General features: G+C 44.7%; 10 protein-coding genes and 1 tRNA gene. 7 read left to right on the top strand and 4 right to left on the bottom strand.

Annotated features, from left to right (window positions below):
• Positions 1–670: 670 nt before the first annotated feature.
• Together P2H89_RS29840 and P2H89_RS29835 are read left to right on the top strand one after the other, a co-directional pair.
• Positions 671–1,399 (top strand): tetratricopeptide repeat protein, encoded by a 729-nt coding sequence (locus tag P2H89_RS29840; RefSeq protein WP_275834104.1) that lies wholly within the window; start codon positions 671–673, stop codon positions 1,397–1,399.
• A 564-nt stretch (positions 1,400–1,963) separates the two neighbouring features.
• Positions 1,964–2,587: a pYEATS domain-containing protein gene (locus P2H89_RS29835; protein ID WP_275834102.1), complete on the top strand. Its 624-nt coding sequence runs from the start codon at positions 1,964–1,966 to the stop codon at positions 2,585–2,587.
• Positions 2,588–2,870: 283 nt separating this feature from the next.
• On the opposite strand, the gene P2H89_RS29830 is transcribed toward P2H89_RS29835, so the two are convergent.
• Positions 2,871–2,947 (bottom strand) — tRNA-Pro (locus tag P2H89_RS29830).
• A 222-nt stretch (positions 2,948–3,169) separates the two neighbouring features.
• On the opposite strand from P2H89_RS29830, the gene P2H89_RS29825 reads away from it, so the two are divergent.
• Together P2H89_RS29825 and P2H89_RS29820 are read left to right on the top strand one after the other, a co-directional pair.
• Positions 3,170–4,411: a hypothetical protein gene (locus P2H89_RS29825; protein WP_275834100.1), complete on the top strand. Its 1,242-nt coding sequence runs from the start codon at positions 3,170–3,172 to the stop codon at positions 4,409–4,411.
• Between the two features lie 2 nt (positions 4,412–4,413).
• Positions 4,414–7,224: an outer membrane beta-barrel protein gene (locus tag P2H89_RS29820; protein ID WP_275834098.1), complete on the top strand. Its 2,811-nt coding sequence runs from the start codon at positions 4,414–4,416 to the stop codon at positions 7,222–7,224.
• Positions 7,225–7,298: 74 nt separating this feature from the next.
• Here the strand turns inward: P2H89_RS29820 and P2H89_RS29815 are convergent, their stop codons facing one another.
• Entirely contained in the window at positions 7,299–7,661 is a 363-nt protein-coding gene (locus tag P2H89_RS29815; RefSeq protein WP_275834096.1) for a DUF1801 domain-containing protein, read from the bottom strand.
• A 96-nt stretch (positions 7,662–7,757) separates the two neighbouring features.
• Positions 7,758–8,333: a Crp/Fnr family transcriptional regulator gene (locus tag P2H89_RS29810; protein ID WP_275834094.1), complete on the bottom strand. Its 576-nt coding sequence runs from the start codon at positions 8,331–8,333 to the stop codon at positions 7,758–7,760.
• Between the two features lie 399 nt (positions 8,334–8,732).
• On the opposite strand from P2H89_RS29810, the gene P2H89_RS29805 reads away from it, so the two are divergent.
• Together P2H89_RS29805 and P2H89_RS29800 are read left to right on the top strand one after the other, a co-directional pair.
• A complete protein-coding gene (locus P2H89_RS29805) occupies positions 8,733–9,680 on the top strand; it encodes a helix-turn-helix domain-containing protein (protein WP_275834092.1) in 948 nt (315 codons plus the stop codon).
• A 77-nt stretch (positions 9,681–9,757) separates the two neighbouring features.
• Positions 9,758–10,834 carry a serine hydrolase domain-containing protein gene (locus P2H89_RS29800; RefSeq protein ID WP_275834091.1) on the top strand — a complete coding sequence of 359 codons (1,077 nt, stop codon included), beginning with the start codon at positions 9,758–9,760 and terminating at the stop codon, positions 10,832–10,834.
• A 148-nt stretch (positions 10,835–10,982) separates the two neighbouring features.
• Here P2H89_RS29800 and map read toward each other — a convergent pair whose 3' ends face one another.
• Positions 10,983–11,747 carry a type I methionyl aminopeptidase gene (map, locus tag P2H89_RS29795; RefSeq protein WP_275834089.1) on the bottom strand — a complete coding sequence of 255 codons (765 nt, stop codon included), beginning with the start codon at positions 11,745–11,747 and terminating at the stop codon, positions 10,983–10,985.
• A gap of 656 nt (positions 11,748–12,403) precedes the next feature.
• Here map and P2H89_RS29790 point away from each other — a divergent pair.
• On the top strand, positions 12,404–15,472 hold the full coding sequence (locus tag P2H89_RS29790; protein ID WP_275834087.1) for a beta-L-arabinofuranosidase domain-containing protein: 3,069 nt from the start codon (positions 12,404–12,406) through the stop codon (positions 15,470–15,472).
• The last annotated feature ends 63 nt before the right edge of the window (positions 15,473–15,535 follow it).

Below are 15,535 nucleotides of genomic sequence, written 5' to 3'. Positions count from 1 at the left end.
TAGGGAGCTGTGATTGGTCGGGCAAGGTAAAAACCTCTAGTCGTTGTAAGGAATCTACAAAGTGGTGCCATCCATGTTTTGGAACTAAACTATCAACGGTCCTTTTCAACAATGTCGCGGAATCTGGTCCATAATTCCAATAAGTAGTATGCAATTCAGCAACCCAGACCGGCTTGCTTTTAAATATCTAAATTTGTCTTCCAGGAGCATTGCTGTATTCAAGCCACAGCCTCACCTGTAAACCCGGATATCCCTTGTCAAGCAATTCAAGTTTCCCAACTCTGTTTGCTAAATCCATTATTCGTTCATGAAATACTGTTATAGCCTCGGGGATATCCCGGCGGAAGGGGGTCGTATCCGATTTCGTAACTAACGCCGTAGCCGGTTCTTGTTGAAGGCAGGCTGAAACCGTAAGCAGTAGTAAAATGTAAATAAATATCTCTCGCATAAATATTAGTTAATAATCCTCAAACTCACCTATGATGCGCGTAAAAGTATGGGGCCGAATGTATCCCCTTTTTTACAAGCTTTGCTCTTTTGGGCAAGGGACAAGCTTCCCACTGGTTTGCTTTTGTGATATATCATAAATGTATTATATTTGCAGTTAATTCGTCCTACCAGGTACTCTATCTCTGTACCAAAGCAGCTTTTCATTCTTAAAATTAATTGTATGTTGACTCAAAAACTATTTGCATTAGCAATTGCTTTTGTGCTGGTTGCTTTGCCGTCTTCTGCCCAGGATGATGATATCAAACAGGTAATAATCAAAGAAACAGATTCGTATTTCAAGAAGGACGCAAATGCGTGGAAATCTACCTGGTTACAAGACCCGAATATTTTCAGAAGTTTTGTAAGCACCTGGGCTTATTTAAGAGATGCCGGATGGGATAGCGTTGTTACGCGGCAATTAAGAAGTTTTGCCAATAATCCAGAGGCCGAACAAGTAGAGATTACCAGAGATAGTTTTTCTATTCGTAAAGAAGGCCATATCGCAGTTGTCGATTTTAAGCAAACATTAAAATACCCCAATAGCCAGCCGCCATTCGATCAGTTTGCTTCGCGTGAGCATAGGGTTATGGTAAAATCGAACGGACAGTGGAAAATAGCGACCCTGATGACGACAGAAACATCAACGTATCTAAAACCCGCCGGAGAACTAACATTAAACAATGCGGGATATGAGTTTTTAGCGGCAGGAAAAATTGATGAAGCCATCCAGGTATTTGAATTGAATACAAAGTTTTTTCCTGAATCATTTAATGTATGGGATAGCCTTGCAGAAGCCTATGCGAAAGCCGGCAAAAAAGAATTAGCCATACAGAATTACGAAAAATCTGTTCAACTAAATCCTAAGAGCGAAAGCGGTGTAAAAGCCCTTAAATCTTTGCGGGGCCAATAATATGACTTCTAATACCCGTTGAAATTTCCAGCTCTCAATGGGCCAAATATTATGGGAGCATACATTGTGAGCTGGCGACTGGATTAGCTACACTGATCCAGTTTGCCCTCCATCTTACTAAAGAAACCCGGCTTCGATTTCGTCGAAGCCGGGTTGTTTTTTTCCGTCCGCACTGGAGAACAAGTTCTCCGCGCCTCTGGCAAAAAACAAAACCCGCAACGATCGCTGCGGGTTTCTTGTCTGTCGGGTTGGCTGGACAAATTTCGAACAGGTATTTGGAGGATTTGATAGATATTCAGCGACTTAAACATTTAATTAGCTCCACTAAGTCATTAACTCATTTTAGAAAGGGTGAAAAATACCGTGTCTTAACTTAACGAGATGGGTGAAAAAACGGTGTTCACTTATTCTAAAATCAGATAGCTTGCTTTAATACCGCTGCCCACATTAACCGCGCTTTTCTGGTAAATAGCTATAGATAGACAAACTGAAAAATTGGTTTCTGATATAACTGCACATTATGGCGTGGGTACAATCCTATTTGTTTTTGTAAAACTTCCCCATATGAAGGATACCACAAACATTGCCGGGCAATTTATTGGCTTTCAGTTAGACAAATTGTTCCCAGACTTACTTTGGATAGTATTTTGGTTGTTGTTATTTTTTTGGGCAAAAGATATCATCAAGACAGCCATTTCAACATTATTAATTAGACTCAAACATGGGGCTGGAGTGAAAATAGGTTCATTTGAGTTACAAGATTTGAAGGTAACAGCAGGTAGTGAAAATCAAAATACCCATTTTCAGGTAACAAATGACAATGGTGGACAAAGAGAAAAAGAAAGAGCAGGCTTCTACAAGACAAAAAGAAGGGTTATGCTAGTTCACAAAATGTTCAAATCACAAAAAGATGGACAGCTATATGACTTTCTAATATATTTAGTTCCTCACAAGTCAAACCTTATTCAAGTAGTAAGCGTAGATTATTATTTTGGAACATATTGGGGCAGCAAAGTTTTTACGACTGCTGACAGAAGCAATGGCTTTGCAATTGCGACTTCTGCCTACGGCCCTTTTTTGTGTAGTGCAAAAATTAATTTTAATGACGGTGAGAGTGAAACAATTTTTCGCTACATAGACTTTGAAATGGGAGACGTTGCAGCTATGACAAAAGGGAAAAACGAATAAGAAAGGTATACGATGAGGGCTCTTTGTAAGCATTAAAAGGCAATTGTAACATAAATTCAATTAAACTAAAAACTCTTCAAATCCAACGATCTGAAGGGTTCATTTTTATGGTCGGGACGACTGGATTAGCCGCGCTGATCCAGTTTGCCCTCCATCTTACTAAAGAAACCCGACTTCGATTTCGTCGAAGCCGGATTGTTTTTTTCTGTCCGCACTGGAGAACAAGTTCTCCGCGCTTCTGGCAAAAAAACAAAACCCGCAGCGATTGCTGCGGGTTTCTTGATGGTCGGGACGACTGGATTCGAACCAGCGACCTCTTCGTCCCGAACGAAGCGCGCTACCGGGCTGCGCTACGTCCCGATCTTGAATGGAATACCCTACAAAAATACCAGAGCTTCCCCATTTTTCAAAAAATCGTTGACAGGGCGTCGCGCATGACCAAAAATGCAAAGCAGTCCGGGTTAGGTACTCGATTAATTCCTTACCTACCGCACTTCCTCAAAAATCGCCATAGTTATAAATCTTAGGAGCGCGTTAACATTTACAACTATACTTTTGGGTGACCCAACACACTAACCCTTCATGCTGAATCATTTTCGTGGCCTTATCCTGATACTTTCCGGCCTGTTCGCTGCGTACACCTCCCCTGCCCAATTGCAAAAGATCTACCTCCATCCCAAAGCCGCCGGCAGTGAAAAACAATCCAAATTCATAGACTCCATACGATTTACGCCCCTGGAAGTGAAAGAGGGCATTGAGCTGACACAATTCAGCGCACCCGAAATAACAAAAGACTACTTCCTGATACGCAAATACGTTGAAAAGGAGGTGCTGCTCTACTCAAAGAATGGCCGCTTTATTAAAAAAATAAGTTATAAAAAACTCGGCAATGAATTCTGGCCTCGCTACGACCAGCTCAGGAACCAGCTCGTCTTTTTCGGATACAACAAAAACTATACACTGACCTCCAGAGACCGAATTAAAATACAACTGGACTGGAATAGCCCACGCAATAGAAAATATTACCAGAAATATACGATCGATCTGGCCGATAGCAATTTTGCCATCAAAAAGGAAACACCCCAACAAAATGACATCGCACACGCCTACCCCTTCTACGATGACTTGTATAGCGTAAGCGAGATCACAACAAGCGAAATCTATAAAGACAGCCTGGATTACGAACTTAAGCTCTATCAGGGCAATCAACTGGTAAAAGGCTTTTTCCCCTACAACCGTATCAATGAGGTAAAATATTTATTTGAACAGGAAAATATCGGCATCACCAAAACAGATACACCTAATATCCATTATATCACCCGCCCCTTTTGCGACACCATTTACAAAATGGTGAAGGACAGTTTATGGCCTGCATACAAGATCGTGCTGCCCCTGGAAAACAGCGTGCCCGCCTCTTTCTCCACCAAGCCTTTTAAAAGTAAGACCGACCGCGAAAACTATAGTCGCAACAATGGCTGGATGCTTCGCCAGATATACTCCGTTTACGAAACGCCGCGGTTCCTGTATTTAACACTCCGTTACCTCAGCAACTACGAAGGATATATTTACCAAAAGCAAACGCAAACCACACACAAAGTCAGAAATATCAAACCGGACAGCAGCCAGTATAATTTGTCATTGATCGCTGGTTTTGATTTCGTGCGTAAAAACGACAGGTTCTACAAAACACAAAAGGCTGGCGACCTTCTTAGCTTTTTTGAAAAAAATAAGGACATCCCTGTCCCCCCGGACCTGGAAAGCTTCATAAAGAGCAATCCCCCTGCTACGACACCCGTAATTATAGAATTCAAATTCAAAAACTAACCTTGAAGCAGACTTTCTTCAGCTGTCTCCTGATAACCTTGTCCGCCCTCGCTTTCGGCCAAACCGGCAAACTAACAGGTTCAATCATGGACGCAGCCACCAAAACACCCCTCGAACTGGCCACCGTAACCGTTCTCGGACCAGACTCTGCCGTCCTGGCCTATGAGTTGTCCGACAAAAACGGACTCTTCACATTTGATAAATTACCACTACGGAAAAAGCTGCTGGTAAACATTACGTATACAGGATACATCGCATATCATACTTCAATTCAACAGGACACAGCCCGTACGGATACCCTATCGGTATTATTAGCGCTGAGCAGCTCAGATACCGTAGTCGTAACCGCAGCAATACCCATCAGGATGAACGGCGATACGCTGGAGATCAACCCCGCAGCCTTTAAGATGAAAAACGAGGCCGTGGTAGAAGAATTGCTGAACCAGGTTTCCGGCATAACCATCTGGTCCGACGGAAGCATCACGGTCGATGGTAAAAAGGTTCAAAATCTCCTTGTTGACGGAAAGCCCTTTATGGGCGCTACAGATCCCCGGATTGCCACGCAAAACCTTCCCAAATCTGCCATCGATAAAATTCAGCTTTACCAGGAATACGACAGAAGCAAGATCGGTCAGCAGGCCCAGCCCCAGGACTCCCTGCTCACCATGAACCTGAAGTTGAAAGAAAGCAGCAAAAAAGGATACTTTGGTAAAGCAGGAGCAGGCTATGGCACACGCGACCGCTTTGAAGGAGACCTGTCTTTTCAACTGTACAACAAGCGGAGCAGCGCAGGTATTGGCGGTGGTATCAATAATATCAACAAGAACATTGGCAACCTGCAGGAGATGTTTCAAAATAATACGTACAGAAATTACAACCCCAACTTATACAATGTAGGCCGGTTTGGGGCCAACGGGATCAACAAGAACCACAGCATTGGTGGTGTTCTTACCCATAACTTTATAGAATCTGCCAACAGCCGGCAAAACGACCGGATTACCCTTAATTATAATAAATCAGGCGTCGACGCTTTTATTACCGACAAAACCTATACGACCAGAACAACGGTCGACAATCCCCAGTTTATCCGCGATGAGGGAGAACAAAACAACCGGAATGACAGGCATGAGGTCGGTATCAATTACGTAAAGACCAACAGCTATAACGATAACCTGAACATCAATGGCGTACTAAATACCAGCCGGGACAACGGCAACTCCTTCCGTACTACAGAAGTACGAGATTCCGCCAATCAATTACAAAGTACCAATCGGATTACTTCCTGGAGTAGCGGTAAGTCGGACAACGAATTGCTGAATATTTCTTTCGGCAAACGCAAAGAAGAGCAACCACTTCAAAACTTCAATGGACGTATCGGTATATCCCGCGGCAATACGGTTTCGGAAAGGAACGTGATCAGTGATTTCGAGTCCATGACCGACAGCCGGAAAAATGCCTTCAACGACCGGCTTTATACCAACAAGAACCAACGATTGAACATTACAGGCGCCTTAGATTACAGAGGCTTTAAAAGACTTCTGCTGGGAAGGTACAACCTCTTTGGTATCGACCTCGGTTTTGACCAATGGTTCAATTACACCCGCACAACGGACGACGCCGTTGTGAGCGACCTGGACACAATAGCCAAACAGCGAAATATCAACCAAAAACTTTCCAACGCCAATAAACGCGAGCTGATAGAGTATACACCTGCCCTGACCATGGCAAAGAATTTTAGCAGGAATCTTGAAGGCGGGTACCGCAACATAAACCTTCAGTTTAAACTGTTGGAAGACATCAAAATTGACAAAAACAGTTCATCTATTGCCCAAAGAAACCTGGACCGCTCCTTCAATCTTCTCCGGTATGAGGGATCGATCGGTTATCAAAAATACCATTGGGAGAAATACCAGTATAACGCGTCTGTTAATTACACCAAATCCTTCTTCGAGTACCCATCTATAGACCGGCTGTACACCATCATTGACGATATCAATGCTTACGACATCAGGATCGGTAACCCTAACCTGCGCAACAGCATCAATCATGCTATCAGCATAAACGGTTATTTTAATACCCAAAACAGAAAGTCGCCCTATTCGATCAATGGAAATTTCAATGGCAGCTACAACGTGTCTTTAGATCCGGTAACGGATAGCATCATCAATGACCCCTCCGGCAAAAGGATCAATTATTACGTAAATGCCGGCAAGTCCAGTAATATCAATTTCAACTACTATTTCAACATCTCACGAAAAATAGACAAACACAACCTCCAACTGATGTACAGTGGAAATTTCAGAACCGGCAAACAACCGAATTACATAGACGGGTTCAACAACATTAGTACCACCGACAATGTATACAACAACTTCACCCTCCAATTTACGCTGAACTCCCGGCTTGTATTTACGGCCGGACAAAGCTTTCAAAATAACAGATCCACGCCAAGTGCACCAGGGCTGAAAGCGTTTAAAAACAACAACAGTACTGCTAAGCTGGGCATCACGGTCAACCTGCCATTCGACTTTACCATCAGCAGTACGGCCGATCGTGTCAGCAATTCCAATATCAATAAACCATTCGTGCTTTGGAATTCATTTGCTACCTACAGATTCATGCAGCAACAGGGAGAGTTGAAATTTTCAGCGATGGACCTGCTAAAAAAATACCAGAATATCAGCAACAGTGTATATGCGTATGGTACCAGTACCAGGATATCGAATGGTTTACAACAATATTTCCTGCTGACTTTCTCTTATTACCCACGCAAGTTTGGCAAAGCAGAGATCAAGAGCAGACAGGGTAATTAGAACATCCAAACCAATCGCAGTCAATTGAAATGAGAGAGAAACAGGAAGGCATTCATAGGCATCGGATCTTTCGGTTATTTAGTCTTCATTAGTTTGATCCATTGTTTTACCACCTTGGCAAGGTTTCCTTTGTGTTTCGTCACATCGCCCATGGAGTAAAATTTAGCATAAGCCTTCCCTTTGGGGCCAGGCTCCAGTACGCCGGATTTATCTTCGAGAATTTCGCCCCGGTGAAAGATCACCGCCACATATTCTTTGACCCTGGGGTTGAACGTTGCCATGGGTTCCTTATAATCGAAACTGGGGCCACCCCATTTGATGTCCTCTTCCAGGTCGGGTCCTGCCTGCCGGATAATCTTAATGACGGCTTGCATTTCCGATTTGAGAGGATGCTTGAGGTCTTCAACGAATTGATCGATCGTTATTTTACTGCTCATGCTTATCGTTCTTTTTCAGGGTGATAGACTTTTGTTAGGCAACAAATGTATACCAGTCCCCAAAAATCGGCTGTGATCCTAATCACAAAAAAGAAACTAGGAAACCCGGATACTCTTTCTCGCTCTGCTAACGGCTTCCCGGCTGATGTACAGGTATTTTGCCAGCTCCGTCACAGAGGTGTTTTTCAATAATTCAGGCTTGTTTTCCAACACATATTCATAGCGCACCTGGGGAGTTGCAAATGACAATATTTTCAGGTGCTCTTCATGTTTTTGCATAAGTTGCTGGGTAAGCACCAGGCCGATCGTGCCGATGGTTTGATTCTTATAATAGAGCTCTACCAACTTGTCATTGCTGGTTGTGATGGCGACCGAAGGAGCCATAGCAGTAATTGAAAAGGGAGAAGGTATCTGCTTGCTGTAACTTTCGCAGCTGGCAAGAAAGTCGTTTTCCAGATAGAAGCCGAGTATTTTCTCTTCGTCATGTTCATTCAGGCTTACATTCTTAAACGCGCCGCTAATAACAAATCCACACACTTTCGAAATCTCTCCTTCCCGAATAAACTCCTCGCCCTTTCTATACCTTCTGATAGTTGAAATATCAAGCCATTGTTGCCAATCGGCTTGTTTACCTACGTTATATCTTTTCATCAATACTTTTGCATATTCCATGTGTTGCAGTGAGGTTGTATTATACAAATCTCGCTAACAGGGTAATGCTTCCGAAGTGCAAATGCGACATTCTAAGTGGCTAAAAACGACATGTACCTGATATTCATACCTGAGCTAGCCGTGGGAAATTTAGCGCGTATACAACGGTTGATTTTATTATTTTACAAGAAGTTCTAAGGTTTTCCGCTTAAATTCAGATCAATGGGTTCTTTACTCCAGATACTACAATCTATTATCTTACTCGGATCCTTGCAGGGAATCATATCAGGTTGTCTACTCTATTTTGCCAAACCCCGTAGCCGAAACCTCCGGTTGCTGGCTGTTTTGATTTGGCTGTTTGCATTGGCCAGCCTTAATATTTACCTGAATTATACTGGCTTTTATTATGCAAATACAACCATGGCAATCATCCATGCAATAATCCCGATGGTCATCATTATGCCGGTTGGTCCGCTACTATTCTTCTATATCCAATCGTCACTTGACGCCAACTTCACACTAACCCCAAAGCAGCGTATACATTTTTTACCGGTTATCATTGATCTCATTCCTTCGTTTGTAGTTATTGTCTATTTTATGGGAGTAGCTTGCGGAATATTTAGTCACGATCCCAAACCCTGGAATGCCTTTATCGATAACTACAACGTATATTCCGATATCCCTCGCTGGATGTCTATCACCTGTTATCTGGCACTTTCTGCCAGTTATCTCGCGGGACTAAAGAATAAGGAAGTTGCACAGTCGGTCAATTATAAACAAATGCAGGCTGTGACCCGTATATTTCTGGTCTTTCAAATAATCTGGCTGGCCTATCTTATTCCTTACATCATCCCCGCTTATACAGACCTGATGCTGGGGATCTTTAGCTGGTATCCAGTATATATATTAATGGCATTCATCATGTACTGGCTGGGCATTAAAGGATATATTTCACACCTGCATAGTCTTGCTAGCTCCAAAAAAGCGGGTACTGTAGCTTCTTTGTCGCCCGGCATTATCCAGGAAGCTGCCCTGCTTTTACAAAGATCCATGGAGGAAGATAAAATGTACCTGCATCCCGATCTCAATCTGCACGAAATGGCACAACATACGGGCCTGCCTCAAAAAACCATCTCGGCTGTGCTCAATCAACATATAGGAAAAAGCTTCACTGAGTTTGTGAATCAATATCGGGTAGAGTTGCTGAAGGAAAAACTGCAACAACCCGCGATGAGCAACTTTACCATAGCCGCGATTGCCATGGAATGTGGTTTTAACTCAAAGGCAACTTTTCAGCGAATATTTAAGGAGTTCACCGGCTCATCGCCCAGCGAGTACCGGAAATCGCTGACGGACAAGGAGAAATAGTCTCAAAACCGGCTTTTGAGACGGCTGTTTTTTGCTTCACCGGTAGGCCGATCCGAGGTTTGTATCAAAATACAGCTATGAAGAAAGCAACCCTTTTTATGCTGGTGCTACTCTTTATGACCAGCCTCTATGCACAAGTAACATCAGACCGGCCTTCCATTAAAAAAATAGATGAACTGATCACCCGGAGTTACCAATCGATCGCACCCGGGTGTGTAGTATTGGTGTCCGAAAAAGGTAAGGTGATGTATGAAAAAGGATTTGGACAGGCCAATATTGAGTTGAATGTTCCCATGAAACCGGAAATGGTCTTCCGGATGGCTTCCATCACTAAGGAATTTACGGCCATCGCTATTCTTCAATTGATGGAGCAGGGTAAAATCTCGCTGCAAGACAGCCTTCAGCAGTTCATTAAAGACTTCCCAGGTAAGGGACATACCATTTCGATAGAGCATCTGTTAACCCATACTTCCGGCATAGCTGACTATGAAGGATTGGATTTTCATTTACCCAATGCCATCCGTATTGACTTCCCGCCCAAACAGATAATCGATAGCCTGGCTGTTTTACCGCTTGCTTTTATTCCCGGAACCCGGTATAACTATAGTAACTCCAATTATTACTTGTTAGGCTATATTATAGAGAAAGTAACAGGGAAAGCCTATAGTACGTACATGAAGGAATGCGTGTTCACCTACATAGGCCTGTCAGACACTTATTACGACTCGCCTGCAGCCATCATCAGGAACAGGGTATCCGGTTATACCAGGGGAAATTCAGGCTACCAGCATGCCGGATACCTGAGTATGAACCAGGTGTATAGTGCAGGAGCTCTACTAACAAGCGCCCGGGACCTGTTCAAATGGCATCAGGCACTATATGCTTATAAAGTAGTGAAAAAGGAAACATTAGAGAAGGCCATCGAATCCTTCCGGTTTTCAGATGGAAAACCATCGGAGTATGGATATGGATGGTTCATAAAAAATATCGGAGGAACCAGGTTGATCGGTCATGGAGGTGCCATCGATGGTTTCAGAAGTATGGAAGTTTACCTGCCGCAACAGGATATATTTATTGTGGCCCTGTTTAATGCAGACAGCAATGACTTTTTCCCGCTCTTTGAAAACATGACAAGGCTTATTATCGCTAACTAGCCGCTACCACCATCTGAAAAAGCAACAGGCCCGCACTGCGCGGGCCTGTTTTCCTAAGTACATTTTTTTATAAACAATCTATATGCCAAGGAAGAAGCTGGAAGTTTTAATGGATATATGATCACTTAATTTATCGTATAGAAAAGGTTTAATTCCATATCCCGTTCATCTCCGTCAGCACTATCGGCAGGCCATCGGTAATGACGATGGTATGCTCATGCTGCGCCATAAAACCGCCCCTGTTCCCTACCTTCGTCCACCCATCCTCCAGCGTGGTGGCGAGGGTAGAGCTGGTAGTGATAAAGGTTTCAATAGCCACCACCGAATTTTTCCTGAAGCGCGTAAAATTATTAGGGTCGCGGTAATTGGCAATCTCCGAAGGTTCCTCATGGAGACTCCTGCCAACACCGTGGCCGGTCAGGTTCCTGATCACTTTAAAGCCCCGCTTTTTCGCTTCGGTTTCTATCAGGTGGCCAATGTCCGCAATGCGCACACCGCCTTTAATTTGATTGATGGCTTTTTGCAGAATAGCTTTAGAGGCATTGATCAGCGGCTGATGGTTATGTATGTCCTTGCCCAGCACAAACGAGCCGCCGTTGTCCGACCAAAACCCATCCAGCTCCGCCGAAACATCAATGTTAATAAGGTCGCCCTCCTGCAGAATCGTTTTGGAAGAAGGGATACCATGGCAAAATTCGTTGTTGACGCTGATGCACGTCCAGCCGGGAAATCCGTAGGTTAAATAAGGGGCCGACCTGGCACCGAGCTTATTCAGCACCTGTGCGCCATATTCATCCAGCTGTTTGGTGGTCATGCCGGGAGTCGCATATTGGGTCATCTCTTTCAGGGTGAGGGCAACGGCTTCGCTGGCTTTTTTCATGCCAGCCAGTTCAGATTCTTTATTAATAGACATATTCAGGTTTTCGTAAACTGGTAAGTTCTTCAATGGACCCTTAAAGATAAGAAATGAAAATCCGGGGCATTAAACAGGCACCTTTACCAAAATCCAAGAAAGCTAACCCATTCAAAATCAATCCTCAAGTACAAAAAAATAGGCCACTTGGGGTAAGCTCTGTGTAACTACTGAGTGATAGCATTGAAATTCAAGGGTTAACGTTAAGATATACCAGAGATAATCCAGATATAAAGCAGAGATAAACCAGAGATATAGTACATCTTAATGATCTGGTATATCTCTGGTTTATTTCTATTTAAATTCTTTTTTATCTGACTGATAATCACCGATTCACCCGAAGGGTACCTACCGGTTGCTATCCGGGAGCCCAGGACCTCAACATCCGGCCAGCACACCGTTTACAGCGAGGCAGTGTACGGGCCAATCGAAGGACCTGTTTTTTTAGCGGATGCATGACCCGGGAGGATATTTCAGTGGAGCATGTAGGATAGAACAGATACCGATCGAAAGAGTTATTTCAATGACTTACTAGTTAATATCAACAGATTATTAGCTAAAATTGACTTATCCATACACAAGGGTTCTCCATAGTTTTATACGCAATTATCAAACAATACATGATCTGATCATGTGTTGCTGAAAATGATTCCATTATGAAAATGTACAAAGTAATCCCGCGTGTCGTCTTATTCGCTGCTGCCATAATTTTGGGCGTTACCACCACGCAGGCACAAAACGGAGACCAGATCCTGGATGGGATCGGGGAAACGGGTATGATTGCGCGCTATGTGTTCGACGGAGATCTCAAAGACTGGTCACGCAATAATTTGCACGCCAGATCTCAGGGCGCTGAAGTAAAATTTATCAATGACAACCGGTTTGGAAAGGTCCTGTCACTCTCAGGCGATAGCAGCGCATTTATTTCGATCCCGGGAGAAGCATTAACAGACCTGGAATCGATCAGTATTTCCGGATGGATACACCTGCGTTCGAAGCAGCCAGGTCAACGTTTTTTTGATTTCGGAAAAGACGCCAGCAAACACTTTTTTGCAGCCCCCGTTGGCACCAGTGCTCAGGAGGGCTACCAGGCGTTGATAACGGCCACAGCTGGCAATAAGAACGGTGCGGTAGCTCCGGCAATAGAGGCGAATAAGTGGGTGCACCTGGTGATCGTGATCGATATTCCTTCAAAATCCATGACTACCTACGTCGATGGTAAGCCTGCAGGCGAAACCAAAGACATACCCCAGGAATTAACAGCGGTATTCGGTCAGCAGCCAGGCGATAAAAAACTGTTGTACATTGGAAAGTCCCTGGTACCGGGAGAGCCAACCCTCAACGCTTTGCTGCGTGATTTTCGCATTTACCGGGTTCCCCTAACCAGGAGACAGATCGCCGGTATTTACAACAACTCCCAGCGAGGCATCAATGAAGGTTCGGTCAATACGACTGGTAAGAAGGAAGATGATCTCCCCCATTTTTCACCCAACGAGCCACAGCTTTATAACACTTACCTCGTTAAGGTATCGGATGTGGAAGTGGCCACGGCAGTAGGTAATTTACCGCGATTGCCGAGCTACGTACCAGGCACCTACCGCAATGGCCTGAAAGGGCCGCAAGTGCGTGTGCTGTGGCCCGCAGCCATCGACAATACTGCAGTCCTTGCTCCCGGTCGCTATACCATTACCGGACGGATTGCCGGAACCAGTTTTCAACCAAAAGCGACCGTCATCGTAAAGGAATCCAACAAGTCAACAACCCCTGCCTCGAACCTGAAGGCTTTTGACCTGAAACAGGTTTCCCTGAAAAACGATGCGCACGACCACGCCAGCAAATTCATCGAAAACCGGGATAAGTTCATTACCGCATTGGCTAAAACCGATCCCAACTCCTTTCTCTATATGTTTCGCCATGCATTTGGCCAGCAACAACCTGAAGGAGCCAAACCATTGGGCGTCTGGGACAGCAAGGATACCAAATTGAGGGGCCACGCTACCGGTCACTACCTCACGGCCATTGCGCAAGCCTTTGCCGGCACCGGATATGACAAAGCGCTCCAGGCCAGTTTCTCCCAAAAAATGGAGTACACGGTAAATACCCTCTATGAGTTGTCGCAATTATCTGGAAAAGCGAAGGAAGCAGGTTCCGCGCATGTATCCGATCCGGCTGCGGTGCCACCTGGTCCCGGAAAATCGGGCTACGATTCCGATCTCAGTGACGCAGGTATCCGTACTGATTACTGGAACTGGGGAACGGGATTCATCAGCGCCTACCCGCCCGATCAGTTCATCATGTTGGAAAAAGGAGCCAAGTACGGCGGGCAAAAGAACTCGATCTGGGCGCCGTATTATACGCTGCATAAGATACTGGCCGGATTGCTGGATGTATATGAAGTAAGTGGCAATAAAAAGGCCTTGGACGTAGCTGCCGGCATGGGAGATTGGGTATATGCCCGCCTGAGCCAGGTGCCGACGGACACGCTGATCAAAATGTGGAATACGTACATAGCCGGAGAGTTTGGTGGCATGAATGAAGCCATGGCCCGTATGTACCGCATCACCGGCAATCCGAAGCACCTCAAAACAGCGCAATTATTTGACAATATCAGGGTGTTCTTTGGCGACACAAAGCATTCGCACGGACTGGCCAAAAATGTAGATCTTTTCCGTGGTTTGCATGCCAACCAACATATACCGCAAATCATAGGAAGTATCGAAACCTACCGGGTCTCCAATAATCCGGAGTATTACAAGGTAGCTGATAATTTCTGGTATAAGATGGTCAATGACTATATGTACAGTATAGGAGGCGTTGCTGGTGCCCGTAATCCCGCCAATGCAGAATGTTTTATCGGCGAGCCGGGAACCTTGTATGAGAACGGCTTCTCTTCCGGTGGACAAAACGAAACCTGCGCCACGTACAATATGCTCAAGCTAACCAGCGACCTGTTTCTCTTCGAGCAGCGGGGTGAGTACATGGATTATTACGAGCGCGCCTTGTACAACCATATTCTGGCTTCTGTAGCAGAGAATAGTCCGGCCAACACTTACCACGTACCACTCAGACCAGGGTCGGTTAAACAGTTTGGCAATCCGAATATGACAGGCTTTACGTGTTGCAACGGCACAGCGATAGAGAGCAGTACCAAGCTGCAAAACTCCATCTACTTCAAGAGTAAGGACGACCAGGCACTTTATGTGAACCTGTACATACCTTCTACCCTCGACTGGACAGAGCGCCAGGTAAAAGTGGAGCAAACCACCAGTTTCCCCCGGGAAGACAATACCCGTTTAACGATCAGGGGCAGTGGAAAATTCGACCTGCAGGTGCGTGTTCCGGGCTGGGCAACCAAAGGATTCTTTGTACAGATCAACGGCAAAGCACAAAAACTGCAGGCCAAACCGGGAAGTTATCTGAAAATTAGCCGCACCTGGAAAGATGGCGATGTAGTAGAACTTAGAATGCCCTTCCAGTTCCATCTCGATCCTGTGATGGATCAGCAAAACATTGCCAGCTTATTCTACGGACCGATCCTGCTGGCGGCCCAGGAGCCCGAAGCAAGAAAGGAATGGCGAAAAGTAACCCTGGATGCACAAGATATCAGCAAGTCTATTAAAGGTGATCCGCAGCAGTTACAATTCACCATCGATGATGTGGTCTTCAAACCGTTTTACGAATCATATGGCCGTCATTCAGTTTACCTGGATGTAATCTTGAAATAGCAGTGAAGAAAAGACTGTACGATAAAGCCCTGGCAAATGCCAGGGCTTTATCGTTTTATGATG

It is taken from the genome of Paraflavitalea sp. CAU 1676, assembly GCF_029223285.1.
In the GTDB taxonomy this organism is placed as follows: domain Bacteria; phylum Bacteroidota; class Bacteroidia; order Chitinophagales; family Chitinophagaceae; genus Paraflavitalea.
The sequence above is the reverse complement of the archived record's forward strand: the minus strand, read 5'-3'. Positions and strand labels throughout refer to the sequence as shown.